21 protein-coding genes and 1 other RNA gene are annotated in these 19,981 nt (G+C 51.8%); 18 read left to right on the forward strand and 4 right to left on the reverse strand.

Translation table 11 applies throughout. The features are described from left to right. Window positions 1-34: 34 nt before the first annotated feature. The 3 genes from ACN0IC_RS04870 to ACN0IC_RS04880 form a co-directional block, all read right to left on the reverse strand. Window positions 35-616, reverse strand: a complete 582-nt coding sequence (locus ACN0IC_RS04870; RefSeq protein WP_416877646.1) for a hypothetical protein — start codon at window positions 614-616, stop codon at window positions 35-37. Window positions 617-900: 284 nt separating this feature from the next. After that, entirely contained in the window at window positions 901-1,521 is a 621-nt protein-coding gene (locus ACN0IC_RS04875) for a glycine zipper domain-containing protein (RefSeq protein WP_416877647.1), read from the reverse strand. Window positions 1,522-1,658: 137 nt separating this feature from the next. Beyond that, complete coding sequence (locus ACN0IC_RS04880) at window positions 1,659-2,138, reverse strand: YMGG-like glycine zipper-containing protein (protein ID WP_416877648.1); 480 nt, start codon at window positions 2,136-2,138, stop codon at window positions 1,659-1,661. Between the two features lie 189 nt (window positions 2,139-2,327). On the opposite strand from ACN0IC_RS04880, the gene ACN0IC_RS04885 reads away from it, so the two are divergent. From ACN0IC_RS04885 to rnpB, 8 genes are all read left to right on the forward strand, one after another. Next, window positions 2,328-3,263: an ArsR/SmtB family transcription factor gene (locus tag ACN0IC_RS04885; protein WP_416877649.1), complete on the forward strand. Its 936-nt coding sequence runs from the start codon at window positions 2,328-2,330 to the stop codon at window positions 3,261-3,263. Window positions 3,264-3,307: 44 nt separating this feature from the next. Further along, window positions 3,308-4,270 carry a methylenetetrahydrofolate reductase [NAD(P)H] gene (gene metF, locus ACN0IC_RS04890; protein WP_416877650.1) on the forward strand — a complete coding sequence of 321 codons (963 nt, stop codon included), beginning with the start codon at window positions 3,308-3,310 and terminating at the stop codon, window positions 4,268-4,270. Window positions 4,271-4,328: 58 nt separating this feature from the next. Then, entirely contained in the window at window positions 4,329-5,039 is a 711-nt protein-coding gene (locus ACN0IC_RS04895; RefSeq protein WP_416877651.1) for a TerB family tellurite resistance protein, read from the forward strand. A 94-nt stretch (window positions 5,040-5,133) separates the two neighbouring features. Continuing rightward, complete coding sequence (locus ACN0IC_RS04900) at window positions 5,134-5,481, forward strand: hypothetical protein (RefSeq protein ID WP_416877652.1); 348 nt, start codon at window positions 5,134-5,136, stop codon at window positions 5,479-5,481. Window positions 5,482-5,556: 75 nt separating this feature from the next. Further along, entirely contained in the window at window positions 5,557-6,444 is an 888-nt protein-coding gene (locus tag ACN0IC_RS04905; RefSeq protein WP_416877653.1) for a DMT family transporter, read from the forward strand. Window positions 6,445-6,446: 2 nt separating this feature from the next. After that, on the forward strand, window positions 6,447-6,863 hold the full coding sequence (locus ACN0IC_RS04910; protein ID WP_416877654.1) for a DUF1801 domain-containing protein: 417 nt from the start codon (window positions 6,447-6,449) through the stop codon (window positions 6,861-6,863). Continuing rightward, on the forward strand, window positions 6,860-7,600 hold the full coding sequence (locus ACN0IC_RS04915; protein ID WP_416877655.1) for an N-acetylmuramoyl-L-alanine amidase: 741 nt from the start codon (window positions 6,860-6,862) through the stop codon (window positions 7,598-7,600). Before ACN0IC_RS04910 ends, ACN0IC_RS04915 begins: the two co-directional genes overlap by 4 nt. 28 nt (window positions 7,601-7,628) lie before the next feature. Continuing rightward, window positions 7,629-7,983, forward strand: an RNA gene (gene rnpB / locus ACN0IC_RS04920) — RNase P RNA component class A. Between the two features lie 116 nt (window positions 7,984-8,099). Here the strand turns inward: rnpB and ACN0IC_RS04925 are convergent. Next, a complete protein-coding gene (locus ACN0IC_RS04925; protein WP_416877656.1) occupies window positions 8,100-8,465 on the reverse strand; it encodes a hypothetical protein in 366 nt (121 codons plus the stop codon). Between the two features lie 472 nt (window positions 8,466-8,937). Between ACN0IC_RS04925 and ACN0IC_RS04930 the strand changes: the two genes are divergently transcribed. From ACN0IC_RS04930 to murG, 10 genes are read left to right on the forward strand one after another with little or no spacing between them, the layout of a single operon-like run. Continuing rightward, window positions 8,938-9,408: a division/cell wall cluster transcriptional repressor MraZ gene (locus tag ACN0IC_RS04930; RefSeq protein WP_416877657.1), complete on the forward strand. Its 471-nt coding sequence runs from the start codon at window positions 8,938-8,940 to the stop codon at window positions 9,406-9,408. Beyond that, a complete protein-coding gene (rsmH, locus tag ACN0IC_RS04935) occupies window positions 9,405-10,385 on the forward strand; it encodes a 16S rRNA (cytosine(1402)-N(4))-methyltransferase RsmH (RefSeq protein ID WP_416877658.1) in 981 nt (326 codons plus the stop codon). The genes ACN0IC_RS04930 and rsmH overlap by 4 nt, the downstream gene beginning before the upstream one ends. Beyond that, the gene (gene ftsL / locus ACN0IC_RS04940) at window positions 10,382-10,741 is read left to right on the forward strand and encodes a cell division protein FtsL (protein WP_416877659.1); all 360 of its coding nucleotides are present in this window, start codon (window positions 10,382-10,384) and stop codon (window positions 10,739-10,741) included. The genes rsmH and ftsL overlap by 4 nt, the downstream gene beginning before the upstream one ends. Continuing rightward, window positions 10,738-12,402 carry a peptidoglycan D,D-transpeptidase FtsI family protein gene (locus ACN0IC_RS04945; protein ID WP_416877660.1) on the forward strand — a complete coding sequence of 555 codons (1,665 nt, stop codon included), beginning with the start codon at window positions 10,738-10,740 and terminating at the stop codon, window positions 12,400-12,402. Before ftsL ends, ACN0IC_RS04945 begins: the two co-directional genes overlap by 4 nt. Beyond that, window positions 12,399-13,811: a UDP-N-acetylmuramoyl-L-alanyl-D-glutamate--2,6-diaminopimelate ligase gene (locus ACN0IC_RS04950; RefSeq protein ID WP_416877661.1), complete on the forward strand. Its 1,413-nt coding sequence runs from the start codon at window positions 12,399-12,401 to the stop codon at window positions 13,809-13,811. The genes ACN0IC_RS04945 and ACN0IC_RS04950 overlap by 4 nt, the downstream gene beginning before the upstream one ends. Continuing rightward, window positions 13,808-15,163, forward strand: a complete 1,356-nt coding sequence (locus ACN0IC_RS04955; protein ID WP_416877662.1) for a UDP-N-acetylmuramoyl-tripeptide--D-alanyl-D-alanine ligase — start codon at window positions 13,808-13,810, stop codon at window positions 15,161-15,163. Before ACN0IC_RS04950 ends, ACN0IC_RS04955 begins: the two co-directional genes overlap by 4 nt. Then, window positions 15,163-16,257 carry a phospho-N-acetylmuramoyl-pentapeptide-transferase gene (mraY, locus tag ACN0IC_RS04960; RefSeq protein WP_416877663.1) on the forward strand — a complete coding sequence of 365 codons (1,095 nt, stop codon included), beginning with the start codon at window positions 15,163-15,165 and terminating at the stop codon, window positions 16,255-16,257. Before ACN0IC_RS04955 ends, mraY begins: the two co-directional genes overlap by 1 nt. 4 nt (window positions 16,258-16,261) lie before the next feature. Continuing rightward, window positions 16,262-17,716 (forward strand): UDP-N-acetylmuramoyl-L-alanine--D-glutamate ligase, encoded by a 1,455-nt coding sequence (gene murD, locus ACN0IC_RS04965; RefSeq protein WP_416877664.1) that lies wholly within the window; start codon window positions 16,262-16,264, stop codon window positions 17,714-17,716. Next, window positions 17,713-18,864, forward strand: coding sequence for an FtsW/RodA/SpoVE family cell cycle protein (locus ACN0IC_RS04970; protein ID WP_416877665.1), 1,152 nt, complete (start codon window positions 17,713-17,715; stop codon window positions 18,862-18,864). Before murD ends, ACN0IC_RS04970 begins: the two co-directional genes overlap by 4 nt. Before the next feature lie 3 nt (window positions 18,865-18,867). After that, window positions 18,868-19,956, forward strand: a complete 1,089-nt coding sequence (gene murG, locus ACN0IC_RS04975; protein ID WP_416877666.1) for an undecaprenyldiphospho-muramoylpentapeptide beta-N-acetylglucosaminyltransferase — start codon at window positions 18,868-18,870, stop codon at window positions 19,954-19,956. Window positions 19,957-19,981: the final 25 nt, after the last annotated feature.

A 19,981-nucleotide genomic window follows, 5' to 3' on the forward strand; every position in this document is an offset into this window, starting at 1 on the left:
AAAAGTGCGTAACAAAATGCCTTGAAAGACAGAATTATTGTTCACAATTTCCATAAGCCTTTGAATAAGGCTGATCGAAACATCTCAACAGTCCTTCAAGAGCTATCAGATTTAGAGATTTTTCTGGAAATCCTTCAGGAAACATCACATTCGGATTATTTTTTTGCATTTGTTTGATGGCAGCTATTTTGTCGTCTGAAACTTTATATTTTGCTAGCTCATTTTTGGCAGCGATTAATCTACCTTTTTCTTTCTTAAGAAAGGCAATAGTTCCTTCTGCATAGAGAGCCCACTCCTTCTCATTCGTCAAATCTTCAGCTTGTTTATTGTAACTCATATTAAAGTATTTCAGGGCGTCTTCGGTCTGACCGCTATAGGCTTGCATCTGGCCAACATGCCAATACAATATATCCGACCCAGAATGCGGTTTGATATTATGATAAGCGATATAGTCTTTTATGAGCTGGCCTGCCGCTGCCTTGCAGTTTTCTTTATTAGCAATTTCTCGCCATCCTCCTTGCATGTCTTGATCGAAACCATGTGTATCCAGAGCCATTAATCGACTATATTCTACACCGGAGACTCCACAATTTTTAAGTTGTGTTTTGCTGAGCATCAAAGAACTCTGCAGAGAGCTTTCTTTTGCATCTAAAGAATTGCAACTCTGAGCGATTGCTAAGAATGATATCAATATTAAAAAATGGAATTGTCTATTTTTGAAAGACCCATACACTTTGATACATAATAACATTGCAAGAATTATGTCAATTATAAATAATCCATTTATCACGTCTCTAAACCTCAGAAGAATTTGGAAGAGGTTTAATTAGTCGCTCAAATATATCGAAGTATCAGACTTGAAAATATTAAAAAGCCCGCCTCAAAGGCGGGTTTTGTTTATTAATCATCATAGCGATCATCATAGTCATCATACCGGTCGTCATAATCATCATATCTGTCATCAAAATCGTCATATCTTTCCTGACGCTTTTTCACTTGGCCAGGAGCATAATAGGACGGATGATAACGTCCTTTGTATGATCCGCGACGGTCATAAAAATTCCCGTCATCATGACGATAGTAACGCTCTCCATTGACACCATTGTAATAAACCTGCCCGTTTACGTCGCGATAATAGGGCCCTTCATGATCGCGGCGGACATAACGATCATCATAAGCGATTTCTCCGCGAACAGCGCTTCTGTCATATCGATTATATTGATTGAGTAATTTTTCGCAGTCCTTATTGGCAATAGCTGTGCCGGCTGTGCCGCCGGCTAATCCGCCGACGACGGCGCCTTCATCATCACCAACTTCATTGCCGACGACAGCGCCGAGAGATCCCCCGACAATTGCGCCAAGAATCTGATTTTCGGTATCGGATTTCTTGCAATCTTCATATGCCTGATTTTCGTATCGGTAATCATACCGGTCCTGAGGATAACGATCCTGCGCTATCGCTGCGGTCGGCAGCGCCAATAGAGTTGCCAAAATAGATGTTAATTTAAGTGTCCGTGTCATGAGTAGCTCCGAGGCTAGTGTTTCTCTTTGATAAATGCTTTGAAACCGCCAAATGTTCCGATAACCCCCGTGCGAGAGGGGGCGAACATAAAAAAGCCTGCCGAGAGGCAGGCTATCGTAAGAGAATATTTCTCGACTTAACGTTTTTTGACTTGACCCGGAGCGTTGTAGGACGGGTGATTTCGGCCTTTATATTTTTTGCCTTTTTTATAATAACGACCATCTACGTCTCTGTAGTATTCATGTCCGTTGTCGCCTCTATAATAGCGGTTTCCATCATCATCTCTGTAATAACGATCATTATAGATAACGTCGCCTCTCACGTCGCGGCGATCATACCGGTCATACTGGAAGCGTGAGCAGTCTTTGTCTGCAATGGCAACTCCTGCCGTACCTCCGGCAATGCCGCCTATGACAGCGCCTTCATCATCTCCGATTTCATTCCCCAAAATCGCGCCGAGGGAGCCGCCGACAGCGCCGCCAAGGACTTGGTTTTGGGTGTCAGACTTTTTACAATCTTCATAAGCTCTGTTTTCATATCTATCCTGAGCGGAAGCGAGGGCCGGCATAGCAATCAAGGCTGCTAATGTGGCGGAAGCGAGTTTTAAACGTGTCATTTTAATCTCCTATTCTGCCGAACCAATGGTCAGAGAAGGCGGTTGGTTCCTTCAAAAAGAGAGCGGCAGTTCACTTAAACGTGAAAAGCCTTATGGCCTCGTTATTTTCAGGTAAGAGAATTTCTTTTCTTATAAAGATATAAAGATTTTATTATATGCAATAAGTTCGGGATGTGGTAAGTCATTCACATGGAGAACTTCGCCGCCGCCTTGAAAACATTGGGTCATGTTGACCGCTTGCGGATTCTGGCGCTTCTGTCCCGGGGTGAATTGACAATCACAGAGCTTGTCCAAATTCTTGGACTCTCACAACCGCGTGTTACCCAATATATCAAATCTCTGGAAGCCGTCGAGATTGTTGAACGCCTGCGGGAAGGGAGTTGGGTCTTTTCCAGACTAAAGCGCGGTAACCCCACCCTGTCCAAGCTTGTGGAGACGATTTTACAATCTCTACCGGAAAATGAAGCCCTTTTACGCTCGGATATGAGACGTTTGAATGAAGTTCGTGATGCCAGAAGTAAAATTGCGGATGCTTTTTTTGCTCGGGTAGCTCAAAATTCAGATCAGTTGGGTGATGAATACCTGCCGCAGGAACGTATCGAAAAAGCTTTGTTGAAGATTTCCGGAGACGGACCATTCGAATTCATGATCGATATGGGGACCGGCACGGGGCGCATGTTGGAGCTTTTCTCAAACCGCATCAAAAGAGGCGCCGGAATTGATTCCAACCCTGAAATGCTGAAAGTGGCGCGTCATAAACTGGCCCCGGATGAATTTGCCCATATTTCCGTGCAACAAGGAGACTTGCACACGACGCCCTTTCGCGAAAAAACGGCCGATCTCGTTACGCTGCATCAGGTCCTGCATTATTTGGACGAGCCGCGTGAAGCCATTTTCGAGGCCTCCAGACTACTTGCGCCTGAGGGGCAACTCCTCATTATCGATTTTGAAGCGCATACCGAAGATCATTTCCGGGAAGACTATGCCCATCGCCGTCTCGGATTTTCGGATCAGGATCTGATGGAATGGGCCGCGAGCGCCAATTTGAGTTTAGAAACCGAAACAAAACTGAGCAATAAAGACAATCCTGCTATAAAAATATGGAAAGGCGTTAAACCGCACTGAGACCTCATTCTGTAGAGACATAGCGGTTTAAAGAAGAGACAAAAATGCCAAATGTAATGCCAACTCGAGACCCGAATGCTGCTGTCGGTTCGATAGCGCGGGCGGCAGATCAATCCAGAACCGAAGCGACCAATGGCGACATTTGTGTCAGTTACGAATTTTTCCCGCCGAAAAACAAGGCCATGGAAGAAAAGCTTTGGACAGCGATAAAAAAGCTTGAACCTCTTAACCCGGACTTTGTCTCGGTGACCTATGGGGCAGGGGGCTCAACCCGCGAACGCACGCACAATGCGGTCAGCCGTATGGTGAAGGAAACAAGTTTCAAACCGGCAGCGCATCTGACATGTGTCGGATCCGTTAAAGAGGAAATTGATGAGGTCGTGAAATCCTATTGGGACGCTGGCGTTCGTCATATCGTGGCCCTCCGCGGCGACCCGCAGGACGGGATTGACGCGAAATATGTGCCGACCCCCAAGGGATATGCCTATTCCTGCGATCTGGTTGCGGGGATTAAACAGGTCGCAGATTTCGACGTTAGTGTCGGCGCTTATCCGGAACTTCATCCGGAGAGTTCAAACTGGCGGGACGAAATTGATAATCTGAAACGCAAAGTGGATGCTGGTGCAAACCGGGCGATCACACAGTTTTTCTTTTCGCCCGATGTTTTTTGGCGGTTTCAAGACCGTGTGCTGGATGCCGGCATTGATATTCCCATTGTTCCGGGATTGATGCTTCAGCCAAATTTCAAAGGTTTGGCCCGTATGGCGAAAATGTGCGGCGTCTCTGTGCCGGGCTGGTATAGTGAATTATTCGAGGGCCTCGATAAGGACGCGCCGACGCGCGAGCTATTAACCGGGTCTCTGGCAGCGGAGCTGACGGCGGAGCTTCATGATCGGGGCGTCAGGAATTTTCATCTCTATACACTCAATCGGGCAGAGCTGGCGATTGCGGTTTCGCGTATATTGGGTTTGCATCATCGGCAATCCGGCGCGACAAAAGCGGCTTAGCCGCGCAGGGCGCACAGGAATCATTGTGTTTTTGGGCGTCCTTGTTTAACGGCAGGCCGTGAGCATTTGGCAATCCATATTCACCGGGGCGGCACAAGTCTTTGGCCCGCCTGCGCGTCTCTCCAGTGACGGGGAAGCCGGTCCCATTGACCAAACCGGTTTGGTGGTCGCTCTGGTCGCGCTCGGCGCGAAAATGGCCAAAGCGGATGGCCAGGTCAGGTTAGAAGATATCCGCGCCTTTCAACAAGTTTTCAAGCCGCAGCCTTCCTCAGAAACCCAAGTCGCAAAATTTTTTGATCTGGCCCGGCAGACGACTTTAGGATTTGAGAAATATGCCAAAATCGTCGCGCGGTATTTCCGAGCTCGGCCCGCCGCACTAGAAGACGTATTGGACGGGCTTTTTCATATCGCTTTAGCGGACGGAATTGTGACGACTGAAGAAGAAGACTATCTTCAAAGGGTGAGTGATATCTTCGGCTTTTCAGAGCGGGAATATGACCGTATCCGGTCTTCCAATTTAGGCGTAGACCCCAAAAACCCTTATCTCATTTTGGGGGTCGATGAGGATATTTCCGATAAAGACCTTAAACATGCCTATCGGCGCATGGCCGCTGCCAACCACCCTGACAAACTCGTTGCCAGAGGCGCTCCCCGGGAGCTCATGGGCTTGTCCAATCACAAAATGGCCGTCATTAATAAGGCTTATGCTGATATTCTGGCCGAGCGCGGAAAGCGTCCCCTCCTAGGGCGGGGCCTGCCCGGACAATAGAAATTTCCCGGATTTAAAGCCTTACAGAAATGATAGGCAGTGGCATCTTGACGAAAACGTCAAATACCCCGACATTGAAAGGGAGGTAAACACTATGTCGAATACTTATAATCTCAATGGCCCGACCAGCTGGTTTGGAACACTCACACGCGTTTTACTCCTGACAGTGGCCGCTATAGGCGGCATTTTCATGTTGGCGTTTTCAGCGGCCGTTGCTTTTTTTGTCCTCGTGGGCGTGGCTCTTGTCGGGTTTCTGGCTTTCGCTTTTTTCTGGATTCGCGCAAAACTGTTCGGCAAACCTTTTGGACCTAAAGCCCAGTTCGAAGCCCGGGCGAATAAAATGCGCGCCGACCTCGAAGCGCAAATGAATCCCTCTTCGTCTGGTGACGGTCCCATTATAGACGCCCATCGCACACCTGACGGCTGGAGTGTGGATGACTAAGTCGATTTCCGCCCATTTTCTCTGGCGGACCGATTAAGCTTTGACGTTGGAGGCGGGGCTGTTTAGCTCGTCAATATGCGTCTTCTTGATTTCTGGATATTAATGCTTTGCTGTCTCTTCTGGGGCGGTAATTTCGTGGTCGGGGCTTGGGCGCTGGGCAATAACCCTGTCCCGCCCTTTATGCTAGCGGCTGTAAGGGCGGCCATTGTCCTGATTTTTATGGGTGTTTTCCTACTCAAGCCTCTTCCGGAAAAATTTGGACTATTACTCATCGTAGGTCTCTGCGTAGGCGCTCTGCATCTAGGGTTTCTCTATACCGGCCTTCAGACGGCCTCTGCCTCCGGCGCGTCTATTTTATCGCAAATGCTAATACCACTGGCGACGCTGATGTCGGTTTTCTTCTTAAAGGAAAAAATCGGTTTGGTCCGGGGCGGGGCGATTGCCGCAGCCTTTGTGGGCGTTATTGTCATGGTATACGAACCCGGTGCTTTGAGTCTTGATATAAATCTGGTCTATATTTTCTGCGCCTATGTTTCTCTCGCGCTCGGGAGCGTCCTGATGCGAAAAGTCGGAAATATTGACTGGCGAATTTACGTGAGCTGGATGTCACTATTGCTTCTCATGGCAGGTATTATCGCCTCTGCCGCGTTCGAGACAGGGCAGGTCGAGACTTTCCGCGAAAATAGTGTGCCGCTTTTTCTAGCGGCATTTTACGCGGCGCTTGCCGTTTCCATCTTTGCACATGGCCAGTATTTCCGACTTCTGCAAAGCTATGATGTGGCCGTTATTGTGCCTCTTACGATTATGACAACCGTCTTTGCGACTATTTTAGGCGTTATCCTTTTGGACGAAACGCTGGAACCCCGCTATATAGTTGGGGCCGCCATTATTCTGCCTTGTGTCTTCATTATTGCGAGGCGGCAAAAGTCAGCAAAGACGGCACCGGAGTTTATAGAGAGCTGAACATGACCAATAAAACAGTTGCGACAGAAGCGTCCGTTGAAACTTACCTTGCCGCTATTGATCCGGCGCAAAAACAGGAAGACTGCCGCGAAATCTGTGCCATGATGGAAAGGCTTTCCGGTCACCCCCCCAAAATGTGGGGGCCGTCCATCGTTGGCTTTGGTGAATACCACTATAAATATGACAGTGGACGGGAAGGAGAATTTCTAAGAATTGGCTTTGCGGCCAGAGCGCAGAATATCAGCGTTTATCTTATGCCGGGCTATGATGATTTTTCGGATGAGCTGTCTAGGTTGGGCAAGCATAAAAAGGGAAAGTCCTGCCTTTACATCAAACGTTTGTCAGACATCGATGTAAACGTCCTCGAAGAAATGATCGTGAAAGACCTCGAGATTATGCAAGAAAAATACCCTGAATGAAGATCGACCAGGCTCATAAAAGTCCGAATTTCAACGAACGCGCTCTGCCAATATCTCAACTCGTTCTGCACTATACGGGGATGGAAACAGGCCAAGCGGCACTTGAGCGACTCTGTGACCCAGAGGCCAAAGTCAGCGCGCATTATCTTGTCTTCGAAGACGGGCGTATAGCGCAGCTAGTGGAGGAAGAAAAACGGGCCTGGCATGCCGGAGTTGGCAACTGGCGTGGTATCAAGGATATCAATTCCTCTTCCATCGGGATCGAAATCGTCAATGGCGGACACAATTTTCCTGACTCCGACGGCCTTCCGCCATACCCGGATGAGCAAATCAATGAGATCATCGCTTTGTCGAAGTCGATTTTAGGGCGTTATGATATTCAAGCCTGGAACGTCATCGGCCATAGCGACCTTGCCCCGGAGCGGAAAGAAGATCCGGGCGAGCATTTCCCGTGGAGCGGCCTGGCGGCGGCGGGTATCGGGCTCTGGGCTGATTTTGAACCTGAGCCTGACAGACGCATATTGTTTGAGCTCGGCGACAGAGACCGCGGGGTTGCCATCATTCAGCAGGGTCTTGCCCAAATTGGCTATGACATTGCCGTGACGGGGCAGTTCGACGAGAGAACGAAATTTGTGATGACGGCATTTCAGCGCCATTGGCGACCCGACGATATTTCCAGTCTGATTGACATGGACTGCCTGCAACGCGTTGGGGCGCTCGTCCGGCTCTTGCCATAAGTGCAAAGCAGGCTTAGAGACCGTTCGGTCAGAGGGTCAGGCAATCGCACGCGCTACGGCGCGTGAGGAAAGTCCGGGCTCCCATGTAACAGGATGCCGGTTAATGGCCGGCGAGGGCGACCTCAGGGAAAGTGCCACAGAGAGAAGACTACCTTCCTTCGGGACGGAAAAGCTGAAAGGGTGCGGTAAGAGCGCACCGCGGGTCTGGTAACAGTCCCGGCCAGGTAAACCCCATCCGGAGCAAAACCAAATAGGGACGGTATACCCCGTTACATGGGCCGTCCGGGTTGGTTGCATGAGGCGTTCGGTAACGACCGCCCCAGATGAATGATTGCCCATCGCGCAAGCGAGGACAGAACCCGGCTTACAGACCCTCTGACACTTTATCATGTCTGAAAGCAAGATCATGTCTGAAAGCAAGTGGGCGGGCGCTAATTAAATAGAGAAAATGTGAAAAGTCTATATCGGAAACAGACTGTCCTGGCGGAGAGCCGAAACATTAGGCCATCAGTGTGGAGAGCTGGTTTTCTATTTCATGAAACCCAAAGGGTTTGCTCAGGCGCGGGATGTCACTGAAGTCACGAAACAGTTCCGTTTGATGTTCACTATAGCCTGTTGCGAACGTAAAGGGGATTTCGCTTTTTTTGAGCTGATGGGCCACGGAAAGACTATCCTGACCATTTCCAAGATGTAGATCCAATATGGCATAATCCGGTTTGGTCCGGGCCAGAGATTTTGTGGCTTCTTCGCAAGTAAAAAAAGGGCCTAAAACTCCATGTCCGGCAGATTCAACCGTTTCTGCCAAGTCATAGGCTACAAAAGCTTCGTCTTCGAGAATCAAGATATTGAGTTTTTGTTGCGCCATAATACCTCTGAGCGGTTAGCTTAGACCCATCCAACCGATTAATATTCTACTCTAACCTCAAAAATTAGCAAGTCTTACTCACTTTTAGGTAGAAACAAAGTTGAACGTATACTCTTATTTTTAAACTATAATAACATAAACATGATCTGCGCGACCTGTCATTAACTCAGGTAAAGCAAAATAGCCGTATGAGTGTGAAGTTTTATGACAAAACTTTGCGGTTTCATGACGGGATATATTATTTCTCAACTAAGATTTACTCTACTAAAAGTCGCGAACCAGGCTTTTGTAACTCTTTTGAAGCTATTTCTTAAGTCTTTGTTATTGTTCGTAAATAAAAGGTTATCCACAGACCTGCTCACAATGTGGAAAAAGCAATCTATGGCTAATATTTTGCTAAATTGGCATTGTTTCCCATATAATCCCATGCTATCCCAAATTTAAGCTCATAAAAGCTTGCCGAGGGATTTTCATGTTTCTGTCCAGCGTGACAAACAAGGTGGATGCGAAGGGTCGGGTCTCCGTCCCGGCGGATTTTCGTGCGGTTGTCGCGGGCAGCGGGTTTGACGGCATTGTTGTCTGGCCAAGCTTTGATGGTCAGTATCTTGAAGGTGGCGGTATGGCGCTGATGGAAGAGTATCAGCGTTCTCTGGATACACTTGATTATTATGATGAAGGGCGCATCGCCCTTCAGCGCGCGATTTTTGCGGCGAGCCGGCCTTTGCAATTCGATACGGGCGGGCGGATATCCCTACCGAAAGATCTTCATGATTATGCCGGGTTGAACGGCCATGTCACCTTTGTTGGCCTGGGTCGACGTTTCGAGATTTGGTCGCCGATCGCGCATGAAGAGCGCGCCGGTCAAATGCGAAAACTGGCCAAGGAAAATCGCCACCGTCTAAGGCCTGTCCCTGCGCCTCTCCCAGGCGGAGGGCCGTCATGAAGCATTACCCTGTCATGTTGCCTGAGGTTCTGGAAGCTTTGCAGGCCAAAGCAGGGGAGCTCTATGTGGACGGGACATTTGGGTATGGCGGCTATAGTGAGGCTATTCTACAGGCCGCGGATTGCCGCGTTATCGGCCTTGATCGGGATCCGAATGTCGCGCCCAGAGCGGCTGAACTGGCGGAGGCCTATTCAGGTCGTTTTCGCCTCATCCAGACCCCGTTTTCTGCGCTTGATACGCTAGGACTCGATCCGGTTGATGCTGTCATTCTCGATATCGGCGTGTCTTCGATGCAGCTGGATGAGGGCGAGCGCGGCTTCTCTTTCATGCGTGACGGGCCGCTGGATATGCGCATGAGCCAATCCGGGCCGAGTGCAGCAGATGCTGTCATGAATTTAAGTCAGGCACAGCTAGAGCAGATGTTCCGGGTTTACGGCGAGGAGGCGCGGGCGCGCCACGCCGCTAAAATGATTGTGCAGGCGCGTGAAGAAGCGCCGCTCACGCGAACGCTAGATTTGGCCGAGCTTTTGGAGAAAGCGTTGGGACGGCGCGGCAAAACACATCCGGCGACAAAGATTTTTCAGGCCCTTCGAATTTTCGTTAATGACGAGCTGGGAGAGCTGTTCAAAGCGCTTCACGCCGCAGAGACTACTCTCGCGCCGGGCGGGAGGCTTATCGTTGTGACTTTCCACTCACTGGAAGACCGCATTGTGAAGTCGTTTTTCCGCGAACGGGCCGGCGAGATTGAGGGCGGTTCGCGTTACGCTCCGGCTGTGGAGCGTAACGGACCTCCTGCAAGCTTTTCTCTGCCGAAGCGATCTGTGACCAAACCTTCCAAAACCGAAATTGAGGATAATGCGCGGTCACGCTCTGCCAAGATGCGCGTTGCTGTCCGGACAGAGGCTGAGCCGTGGGAGATCTCCGAAGGGCGGTCTTTACGTGTGCCGCAGCTCTCCGATCTGGAGGCGCTAATATGACAGCTTACGCGCATAACCCTTCTGCCAGCCGGCGCTTAACCGCGTTTGTCTTGTTTGTTGTCGGGGTCGCGCTGACGGTTGGACTGTTTTACATTAAGACGCGCGCGCAAACGGCCAAAGAGGAGGTCGTGCGGCTTGAGCGCGCTATTGAGTCTGAAGAGCGGGCTGTCGCCGTTCTCGAAGCCGAGCTGGCCTTTCGCGAAAGACCGGGCCGCCTTGCAGATTTGGCCAAGAAAAATCTGGGCTTTGAGCCTATTTCAACAAAAACAACCCTGACAGTTGAGGGGCTGGTAGAGGCCTTTCCGCTGAGAGAGTCGCCAAAAGAAACTTCAGGTGAGGGAGGCGACGCAAGATGACCCGTCTGTCTCCGCGCCATACACGCACGATGCAAGTGGTTGATGATGAGTCAGCCGCCGTTTCAGAGGGGCGGATTCGGATTCGCATCGGTATGGTAGCGTATCTGATTGTATTAGGGCTTGTGGTCGTTCGTTTGGCTGAGATCTCATTATTTGCGCCTGAAAAACATGTCACGGTGATGCCTGATGTCGTGAATACCTATCGGGCGGATATTACGGACCGCCAAGGCGAGTTGCTGGCGACAACCCTTGAAACCTATTCGCTTTTCGCTGAGCCGCGCCGGATTTGGAATCCGCAAGAGACGGCTCGGCTGCTCGCAGCCATCAGGCCGGACCTTGATGTAAAGGACCTCGAAGACAAGCTCAGCCGCGATCTGGCCTTTGTCTGGATTGAGCGTGGTTTGACGCCAAAGGAAAAACAAAAGGTTTTTGAGCTGGGCCAGCCTGGACTGAAATTCAGAACGGAGTCCAAGCGGGTTTATCCCCGCGGTGAGCTGGCGGCCCATGTCGTCGGATTCACGGATGTCGATATGCAAGGCGTTGCAGGAACAGAAAAGGCCTTGAACGACCGGCTGACGCAGGACCGTTCCCCGCCTGTTGCTTTATCCGTTGATATGCGCGTTCAATATGCCGTCACAGAAGAGCTCGCGGCGAGTATTACGCATTTCAAGGCTCTGGCCGGGGCTGCGGTGGTGTTGGATATGAAGTCGGGAGAAATCATTTCTATGGCGTCCCTGCCGCATTTTGATCCAAATGTGCCGGGCGCGACTTCGCCCGAAAGCCGCTATAATCACGCCTCAATGTCGACCTATGATTTAGGCTCAGTCTTCAAACCCCTGACTATGGCCATGGCGCTAGAAGATAAGGTGGCGGATCAAGAGGAGCTCTTTCCGGTGCAAAAGCCCTATAAAGTGTTGAATAAATGGATACGTGATGACCATCCTTCGGATGTTCCGCTAAACATGTCCGGCGTATTGGCCGAGAGTTCAAACCGCGGCACTGCCATGATTGCGCAGAGAATTGGGGCTGAAAGGCAGCAGTTTCACCTTCGCAATCTGGGTCTGCTAGACAGAGTGCCTTTTGAACTCGCCGAAAGCGCGCATCCCCAAATTCAGAACCGTTGGGGCGAGATGGCGACGGTCACAGTGTCTTATGGTCATGGCTTGTCTGTGACGCCTCTGGCCTTGGCGGCGGCCATCGGGGCGACTCTGAACGACGGTCTTTATGTGACGCCGACAATTCTGCAGCGCAGCGCCGCCCATCCAGAGCAGACCCATAGAGTTTTCTCTTCACAAGTATCAGATGACCTTCGCCACATGATGCGAAAAGTCGTGACGGAAGGGACAGGCGGGAAAGCCGATATTCCGGGTTTTGGCGTCATGGGAAAAACAGGGACGGCTGAAAAACCGTCCAATGGTGGATATGACCGCAAAAGTCTCGTGACCTCTTTTGTTGCGGCATTTCCTCATTCCGATCCTCGTTATGTATTGATTGTGTCTCTGGATGAGCCGAAACCGGTCGAGGGAACATATGGCTATGCAACAGCGGGCTGGAACGCGGCGCCAACTGCCGGCAAAATTATTGAGCGCATAGGGCCGATGCTTCCTGGAGCCAGAGACATTCCAAAACATGCCTCTATTCGGCAGGAGGTGCTGCGATGAGCGACCTTATAAAAGACCTAAGCGCCACAGGCCTGACTTGCGATAGCCGCGCCGTAAAGCCCGGTATGATTTTTGCGGCATTGCCCGGAACCGTCGCGGATGGCCGGTCTTATATTTCTCAGGCGAAAGAAAACGGCGCAGTGGCCATTTTGTCTTTGCCCGGAACGGATAGTTTGGGCTTGCCTTTGATTGCGGATGATAATCCGCGTTTGCGTTACGCCCATATGGCAAGGGAGTTTTACCCAAAACAGCCGCGAACTCTTGTCGCGATGACGGGCACAAATGGAAAAAGCTCGACCGTGGAGTTTCTGCGCCAGCTCTGGACGCATGCCGGATACCAAGCGGCCTGTTTCGGGACTTTGGGCGTCATGTCGCCGAAGGGGTATGAAGCCATGACGCATACAACGCCGGATGCTGTGGCGTTGCATAAAACACTCCACGACTTGGCCGAGCAGGGCGTCACGCATGTTGCGATGGAGGCCTCTTCGCACGGTTTGGTTCAATACCGTATGGACGCTGTCGAGGTGACGGCATCAGGATTTTCCAATCTCACGCAGGATCATTTTGATTATCACGAGACCGAGAGCGAATATTTCGAAGCCAAAGCCCGGTTGGTCTCTGAGCTTACACCGTCAGACGCGCCGGTTGTCATCACGGTTGACGGAAAACATGGAAAAGAACTGGCGAAGCGCGCTCAGACCCGCGGACAAGACGTCACCCATATTGGCTGGACAGGCGGAGACATTCGAATTGACGAAATCATGCCGCGGGCTGCGTCGCAGGATATGACGCTCATGATTGAGGGAAAACGTTATGACCTGACCCTGCCTCTGGCCGGGGAATTTCAGTCTTTGAATGCGGTTGCCGCCTTGGCGCTGGCCTTTAAAACCGGCGTAAGTCTCAAGGCGGGGCTGCAAGGTCTTGAGAAACTGACAGGCGTCGCCGGGCGTTTGGAGCGCGCAGGTCAAACGAAGGACGGCGCGCCTGTCTTTGTTGACTTTGCCCATACGGAAGATGGCCTCGACAAACTGCTTCGATCCGTTCGTCCGCATACAATGGGCCGGATTGTTCTAGTCTTTGGCTGCGGGGGGGACCGCGACCCTGATAAACGCCCGAAGATGGGCGCTGTGGCGGCCAGGCTGGCGGATTTGGTTATTGTGACGGATGATAACCCCCGGACAGAAAATGCTAGAGATATTCGCCTTGAAGTTATAAAGGGCTGCCCGGCCGCAAAGAATGTGGAGGGCCGGGAAGCGGCGATCGCCCTGGGAATTTCCGAACTGGGTCCGGAGGACTGTCTGGTCATTGCCGGTAAAGGCCACGAAACAGGGCAGATTGTCGGAACGCAAACCATTCCGTTTTCTGACGTTGCCGTTGCGCAGCGCCTTTTAAAGGAGCTGTCGGAATGAGCCTCTGGACATCAAAAGATATCGCTCTTGCGACCGGCGGTACAGCGACGAAAGACTTTAGCGCCGAAGGCCTGTCGATCGATACACGGACCCTTAAAAGAGGCGATCTATTCGTCGCTTTGAAAAGCGAACGTGACGGACATGATTTTATTGCAAAAGCTATGGAGGCCGGAGCGGTGGGCGCTCTCGCTGAAAAGCAAGTCGGCGATGCAAACACTGTCATTGTCGCGGACACGCAAAAAGCGCTTGAGGCGCTTGGCGCGGCCGGACGCGACCGATCAAATGCTCTGCGTATTGCAGTGACCGGAAGCGTCGGTAAAACTAGCATTAAAGAAGCCCTGGCGACCATTTTCTCTCAATTCGGAGAGACGCATAAGTCGCAGAAGTCTTTTAATAATCATCTGGGCGCGCCGATCACACTGGCCACTCTTCCGGCGGACGCTAAATTCGGTATTTTCGAGCTGGGCATGAACCATGCCGGAGAAATTTCCGCGCTGTCTAAGCAGGTCAAGCCGGACATTGCGCTCATCTCTAATGTGGTCAGCGTTCATCTGGCTCATTTCGACAGCGAAAAAGATATCGCCCGTGCCAAGGCGGAGATTATTGACGGGCTTTCCCCGGACGGCACACTCATCCTGAATGGCGATAATCCGCATACCGATTTTATAAAATCCCTCGCGGGCGAGCGATCTGTTCTGACGTTTGGCAAAGCGACAGGCTGTGACGTTCAAATCATCAAAACAGAAACTCATGCTGCAGGAGGAACGGTCACTTTGAAGGTCGCCGGCGAAGAGATAGAGGTGATTTTATCCGTTCCGGGCGAGCATTGGTTTAACAATGCGGCGGCGTGCTTGGCGGTGGCCAAAGTAGCGGGGCTGGATTTAACAAAAGCGGCAAAAGCCATGGCCGAAGTCGGGCCAGCACAAGGTCGTGGGGACAGCCATGCGCTGACCTTCAGCGGTAAATCCTTCACCTTGATAGATGAAAGCTATAATGCCAATCCGACGAGTATGCGGGCCGCGTTTGCGGCGGCCTCTTTACGTCCCGGCCGGAAAATCGCCGTTCTTGGGGATATGGGCGAATTGGGGCCGAAGGAGTTGGAATTTCACGCAGAGCTCGCAGAGCCTCTGGAAAAAGCCGGGTTTGAGCGCGTCATTTTAAAAGGCGAGTGTATGCGCGTTTTGCGCGGCGCGATTCCAAGAGTGATGCGCGGTGCGTGGGCGGACAGCGCCGAGGGCGTTTTCTCGGCTCTTGAAGACGAAATAAAGGACGGGGACGTAGTTCTGGTCAAGGGATCCAACGCCGCGGGCCTAGGCGCGCTTGTTAAAAAGCTCAAAGAGGGGGCTCACTAATGCTTTACGAATGGCTAGCGCCTCTGTCGGAAGAGTTTCAATTCTTCAATCTGTTTAATTATATCACCTTCCGCGTGGGCGGGGCTTTGATGACCTCGCTGATTATCGCCTTTATTATTGGCCCTCGTGCCATCAATTGGCTTCGATCCAAACAGGGGAAGGGCCAGCCTATTCGCGAAGACGGGCCGGAAGGTCATATTATTGCCAAAGCCGGCACCCCGACAATGGGCGGCTTGCTGATTATGCTCAGCGTGATCCCGTCCACGCTGCTCTGGGGTAATCTGGCCAGCCCTTTTCTTTGGACGGTTTTTCTGGTGACGGTCGGCTTTGGCGCGATCGGCTATTATGATGATTATCTGAAAGTCTCCCGCCAGACCCATAAAGGATTTTCCGGTAAAATTAGATTGCTGCTGGAATTCATTATTGCTGCTATCGCCGTCTGGGTTTTGACAATGTCCTTTCCCCAGGAAGGGACGTTCTCGACGGGCCTTGCCATTCCGCTATTGAAAAACTTTACTATCAATCTCGGTGTGTTTTTCATTCCTTTCGGATGTCTTGTAATTGTCGGTTCTGCCAATGCGGTGAACCTGACGGATGGTTTGGACGGCCTTGCTATTGTTCCGGTGATGATTGCCTGTATGAGTCTTGCCTTTATCGCTTACCTCGTAGGGAATGCTATTTTCTCGGATTATCTTGGCGTTCCCTTTGTGCCGGGGAGTGCGGAAATAACGATTTTCCTCGGTGCGATTATTGGCGCCTCCTTAGGGTTTCTCTGGTTTAACGCCCCGCCTGCCATGGTGTTTATGGGCGATACGGGCTCTCTCGCGCTTGGCGGCGCTTTGGGGACCACGGCGGTCGCGATTAAACACGAAATTGTTCTGGCGATTATTGGCGGTCTGTTCGTGCTCGAAGCCGTGTCTGTCATTGTTCAGGTGGCGTCGTTTAAACTGACAGGTAAACGCGTCTTCCGCATGGCCCCTATCCACCACCATTTCGAGAAAAAAGGCTGGGCCGAACCCACCATTGTTATTCGCTTCTGGATCATTGCCATTGTTTTGGCCCTGATCGGTCTTTCCACTCTGAAACTGCGCTAAATATATGATCAAGGCTTCTCAATTCGCAGGGCAAACTCTCGCCGTCTTCGGTCTCGGCCGGACGGGGATTACCGCGGCTCTGTCTTTACAGGCAGGGGGCGCGACTGTTCTGGCTTGGGATGACCGGGATGAGGGGCGTGAGGCCGCAGAAGAGAAGGGCGTGACACTCGGAGATTTGCAAAAAGCGGATTGGACAAAGATTGACGGTTTGGTCCTGTCTCCCGGTGTGCCTCACCACTTGCCGGAGCCTCACTGGTCGGCGGACCTTGCAAGGCAAGCTGATGTGCCGATTATCTGCGATATTGAAATCCTGGCCCGCGAAGTCGCGGCAGTGCCGGAAGGCAATCGTCCCAAGATTGTCGCAATTACGGGTACAAACGGAAAATCAACGACGACAGCGCTTATCGGGCACATACTGAACGAATGCGGTAAGGACGCCCAGATTGGCGGAAACATTGGACGCGGGGTTCTTGATCTCGACCGGATGCATTCCGGATCGTATTTTGTCATTGAACTTTCTTCCTATCAGTTAGAGCGCACATTTTCCCTCCGCGCCAATGCGGCCATTCATCTGAACCTCAGTCCCGATCATTTGGATCGTCACGGCGACATGGTGGGATATGGCGGCGCAAAAAAACGAATTTTCCTGAACCAGACGTCTGACGACACAGCCGTTATCGGGACAGATGATGAAGCCGGGAAAGCTCTACTTTGTGAAATGATTGCCCGAAAGTCGGCCCATGTTGTGCCAATTTCGGCCCGCCGCTCTATTGGCTCCGGTGTTTTTGTTTTGGGCGGAAAGCTGTTCTGTACGCAGGGTAAACGGGTAGAGGAAATTTGCGATCTTAAAAAAGCAAAGGCGCTTGAAGGTCAGCATAACTGGCAAAATGCGGCGGCGGCTTTTGCGGCGGTGCGGTCCCTGGGCCTTAAACCGCGGGATGTCGCCAAAGCCATATTGAGCTTTCCGGGCCTGTCCCACCGCATGGAAACTATCGGCACAGCCGGCAAAGTTCGTTTCGTCAATGACAGCAAAGCTACCAATGCCGATGCGGCGCAACAGGCTCTCAATAGTTATGACGAAATATTCTGGATCGCGGGCGGGGTTGCCAAGGACAAAGGTATTGAGCCGCTCTTACCGCTGATGAAAAATGTAAAAAAAGCCTATCTGATTGGCGAGTCGTCCAAACGTTTCAAACGTACTCTGGCAAAAGCGAATGTGGAGCATAAAGTGTCAGGCTATCTTCAAATGGCGGTATATTGCGCGACGAAGGACGCTCTGGAATCCGGCGCAACTCACCCCATCGTCTTACTGTCTCCCGCCTGTGCCAGTTTTGACCAGTTTGATAATTTCGAAGTGCGCGGCGAAGCTTTCCGTCAACATTCGCAGCAGATTATAGATCTGTTCGAAAACGAAATGAAAGCCAAGCGCGCGGGCGAGACAAAAGCGATGGCCTCATGACATTTCTGGGAGCCAGTAATCCGTTCGTTTCGCGCACGCACCGCACGCCGCTCGGCGAATGGTGGCGCAGTGTGGATCAAATACAGTTGGGGATTCTTATTGTTCTGATTGGTGTAGGCCTCATTCTCTCCATGGCGGCGTCACCTGCCGCTACGGCGCGGCTTGATTATGCAAACCCCTTCTTCTTTCTCTATAGGCATGCCTTTTTTGCGATAGTTGGGTTGAGCGGCGCCGTTTTTATCTCTTTCATTGGGCCGAATTGGGCGAGACGGTTAGGCGTAGTGACCTTGTTGGGCTCTATGGTTCTGCTCGCCGCGCTTCCTTATATCGGCTTCGAAGTGAAAGGCGCGGTGAGATGGATCAGTCTAGGAGCTTTTTCACTCCAGCCTTCCGAGTTCGCCAAGCCGGCTTTCATCGTCTTCGCCGCCTGGATGTTTTCTGTGCGAAAAAGAGATCCAAACGTGCCTTCGGTCATAATTGTCTTTGCGATTTATTTCATCTTGATCGCAATGCTGATTACGCAGCCTGATTTCGGGCAGTCTTTTCTGATTACTTTGGGTTTTGCGGCGGTGTTCTTTTTTGCCGGTTTATCTCTGGGCTGGCTCTTGGCCCTTATGGGTTTGTCGCTGCTCGGCGCGGCGGCGGCTTATATGGCTTTACCGCATGTGCGCGACCGCGTCACAGCTTTCATGTCGCCGGACTCCGCCGACAGCTATCAGACTGACAAAGCCTTGGAAGCGATTGCCAATGGCGGTTTGCTTGGCCGCGGCCCCGGAGAAGGGGCGATTAAATACAGCCTGCCCGATGGCCATACGGATTTCATCTTCGCCGTCACGGTGGAAGAGTTTGGATTTCTGATTTCGGTTGTGCTGATTGTTCTGCTCGCCACATTTGTTATCCGCGCTTACCGAAGCGCTCTGCGGCTAAACGATTATTTCTCGCAGCTTGCCGTCGCCGGACTGGCCACACTCGTCGGGATGCAAATGGTCATCAATCTATTCGTTAATCTGAACATGGCGCCGTCCAAAGGGATGACTTTACCCTTTATTTCATATGGAGGGTCATCCTTACTTTCCCTCTGTTTTACGGCTGGCCTCATTCTGGCTTTCACGGCGAAACGGCCGGGCGCTTACGGATATGGAAGCTAGCGCGTGCCTCAGAAAGGCAAAAAGCTTTTAATGGCGGCAGGCGGAACGGGCGGGCATATGTTCCCCGCGCAAGCGCTGGCTGAAATTCTCAAAGCTGACGGCTGGGACATCGCGCTTATGACTGATGCGCGGGGTCAGAAACATGCGGGCCGAATCCCGGCTGATCCTATAATTGAGGTCAAAGCGGCAAGCCTTTCTCCGCGAAAACCGATTGCCGCCGTTAAAGGCGTGGTCTCCCTCACGCAAGGCGTGATGCAGGCGAGACAATTCATTCGTCAATGGAAGCCGGATATTGTCGTCGGCTTTGGCGGCTATCCGGCTTTTCCCGCCATGCGGGCCGCGCAGGGGCTGGGCCTTCCGACCGTTATTCATGAACAGAACGCGTATCTGGGGCGAGTGAACCGCGTTTTCGCCAAAAAGGCCTTATGTGTCGCGTCCGGGTTTGAGGATTTGCAAAAGCTGCCGAAGCAAGCCGTGCACCGCCCAATAGGTAATCCGCTCCGGGACCAGATTATCAAGGCCGTGCCAAAAACTTATAAGCCGCCGAAGACCCGTATAAACCTGCTCATCGTCGGCGGAAGCCTTGGGGCAAGGATAATCAGCGAGGTCATGCCGAAGGCAATTGCGGGGCTGCCGGAAAGCCTCCGCGATAAACTGCACGTAACGCAACAAACCCTCCCGGACTATCAGGACGCCGCCAAAGCGATTTACGAAGGGGCGGGAGTGAGTGCCATGTGTGAGACTTTCTTTTCAGACATCGAGACACATCTGGCGCAGGCCCATTATATAATCGGCCGCGCCGGGGCCGGATCTGTGTCTGAAATAGCGGTGATGGGAAAGCCCAGCCTGCTGGTTCCGCTTGCTATTGCGATGGATGACCACCAAACGGCCAATGCAAAGTCACTTCAGCGCCTTGGCGCTGCCGATATTCTGCCCGAATCCGAGTTTACGCCAGAGCGTGTAAAAACTATCCTGGAGGAACGGCTCAGTGATTCGACCTGGCTTAAAACCGCAGCAGACGCCGCCCGATCCGTTGGGAAGCCGCACGCCGCAACCGATCTCGCGGCGATGGTGTCTGCCTTCGCCGATTAATGACAGACCCGGAACAGCCGGGGGC

It is taken from the genome of Litorimonas sp., assembly GCA_029936425.1.
In the GTDB taxonomy this organism is placed as follows: domain Bacteria; phylum Pseudomonadota; class Alphaproteobacteria; order Caulobacterales; family Maricaulaceae; genus Litorimonas.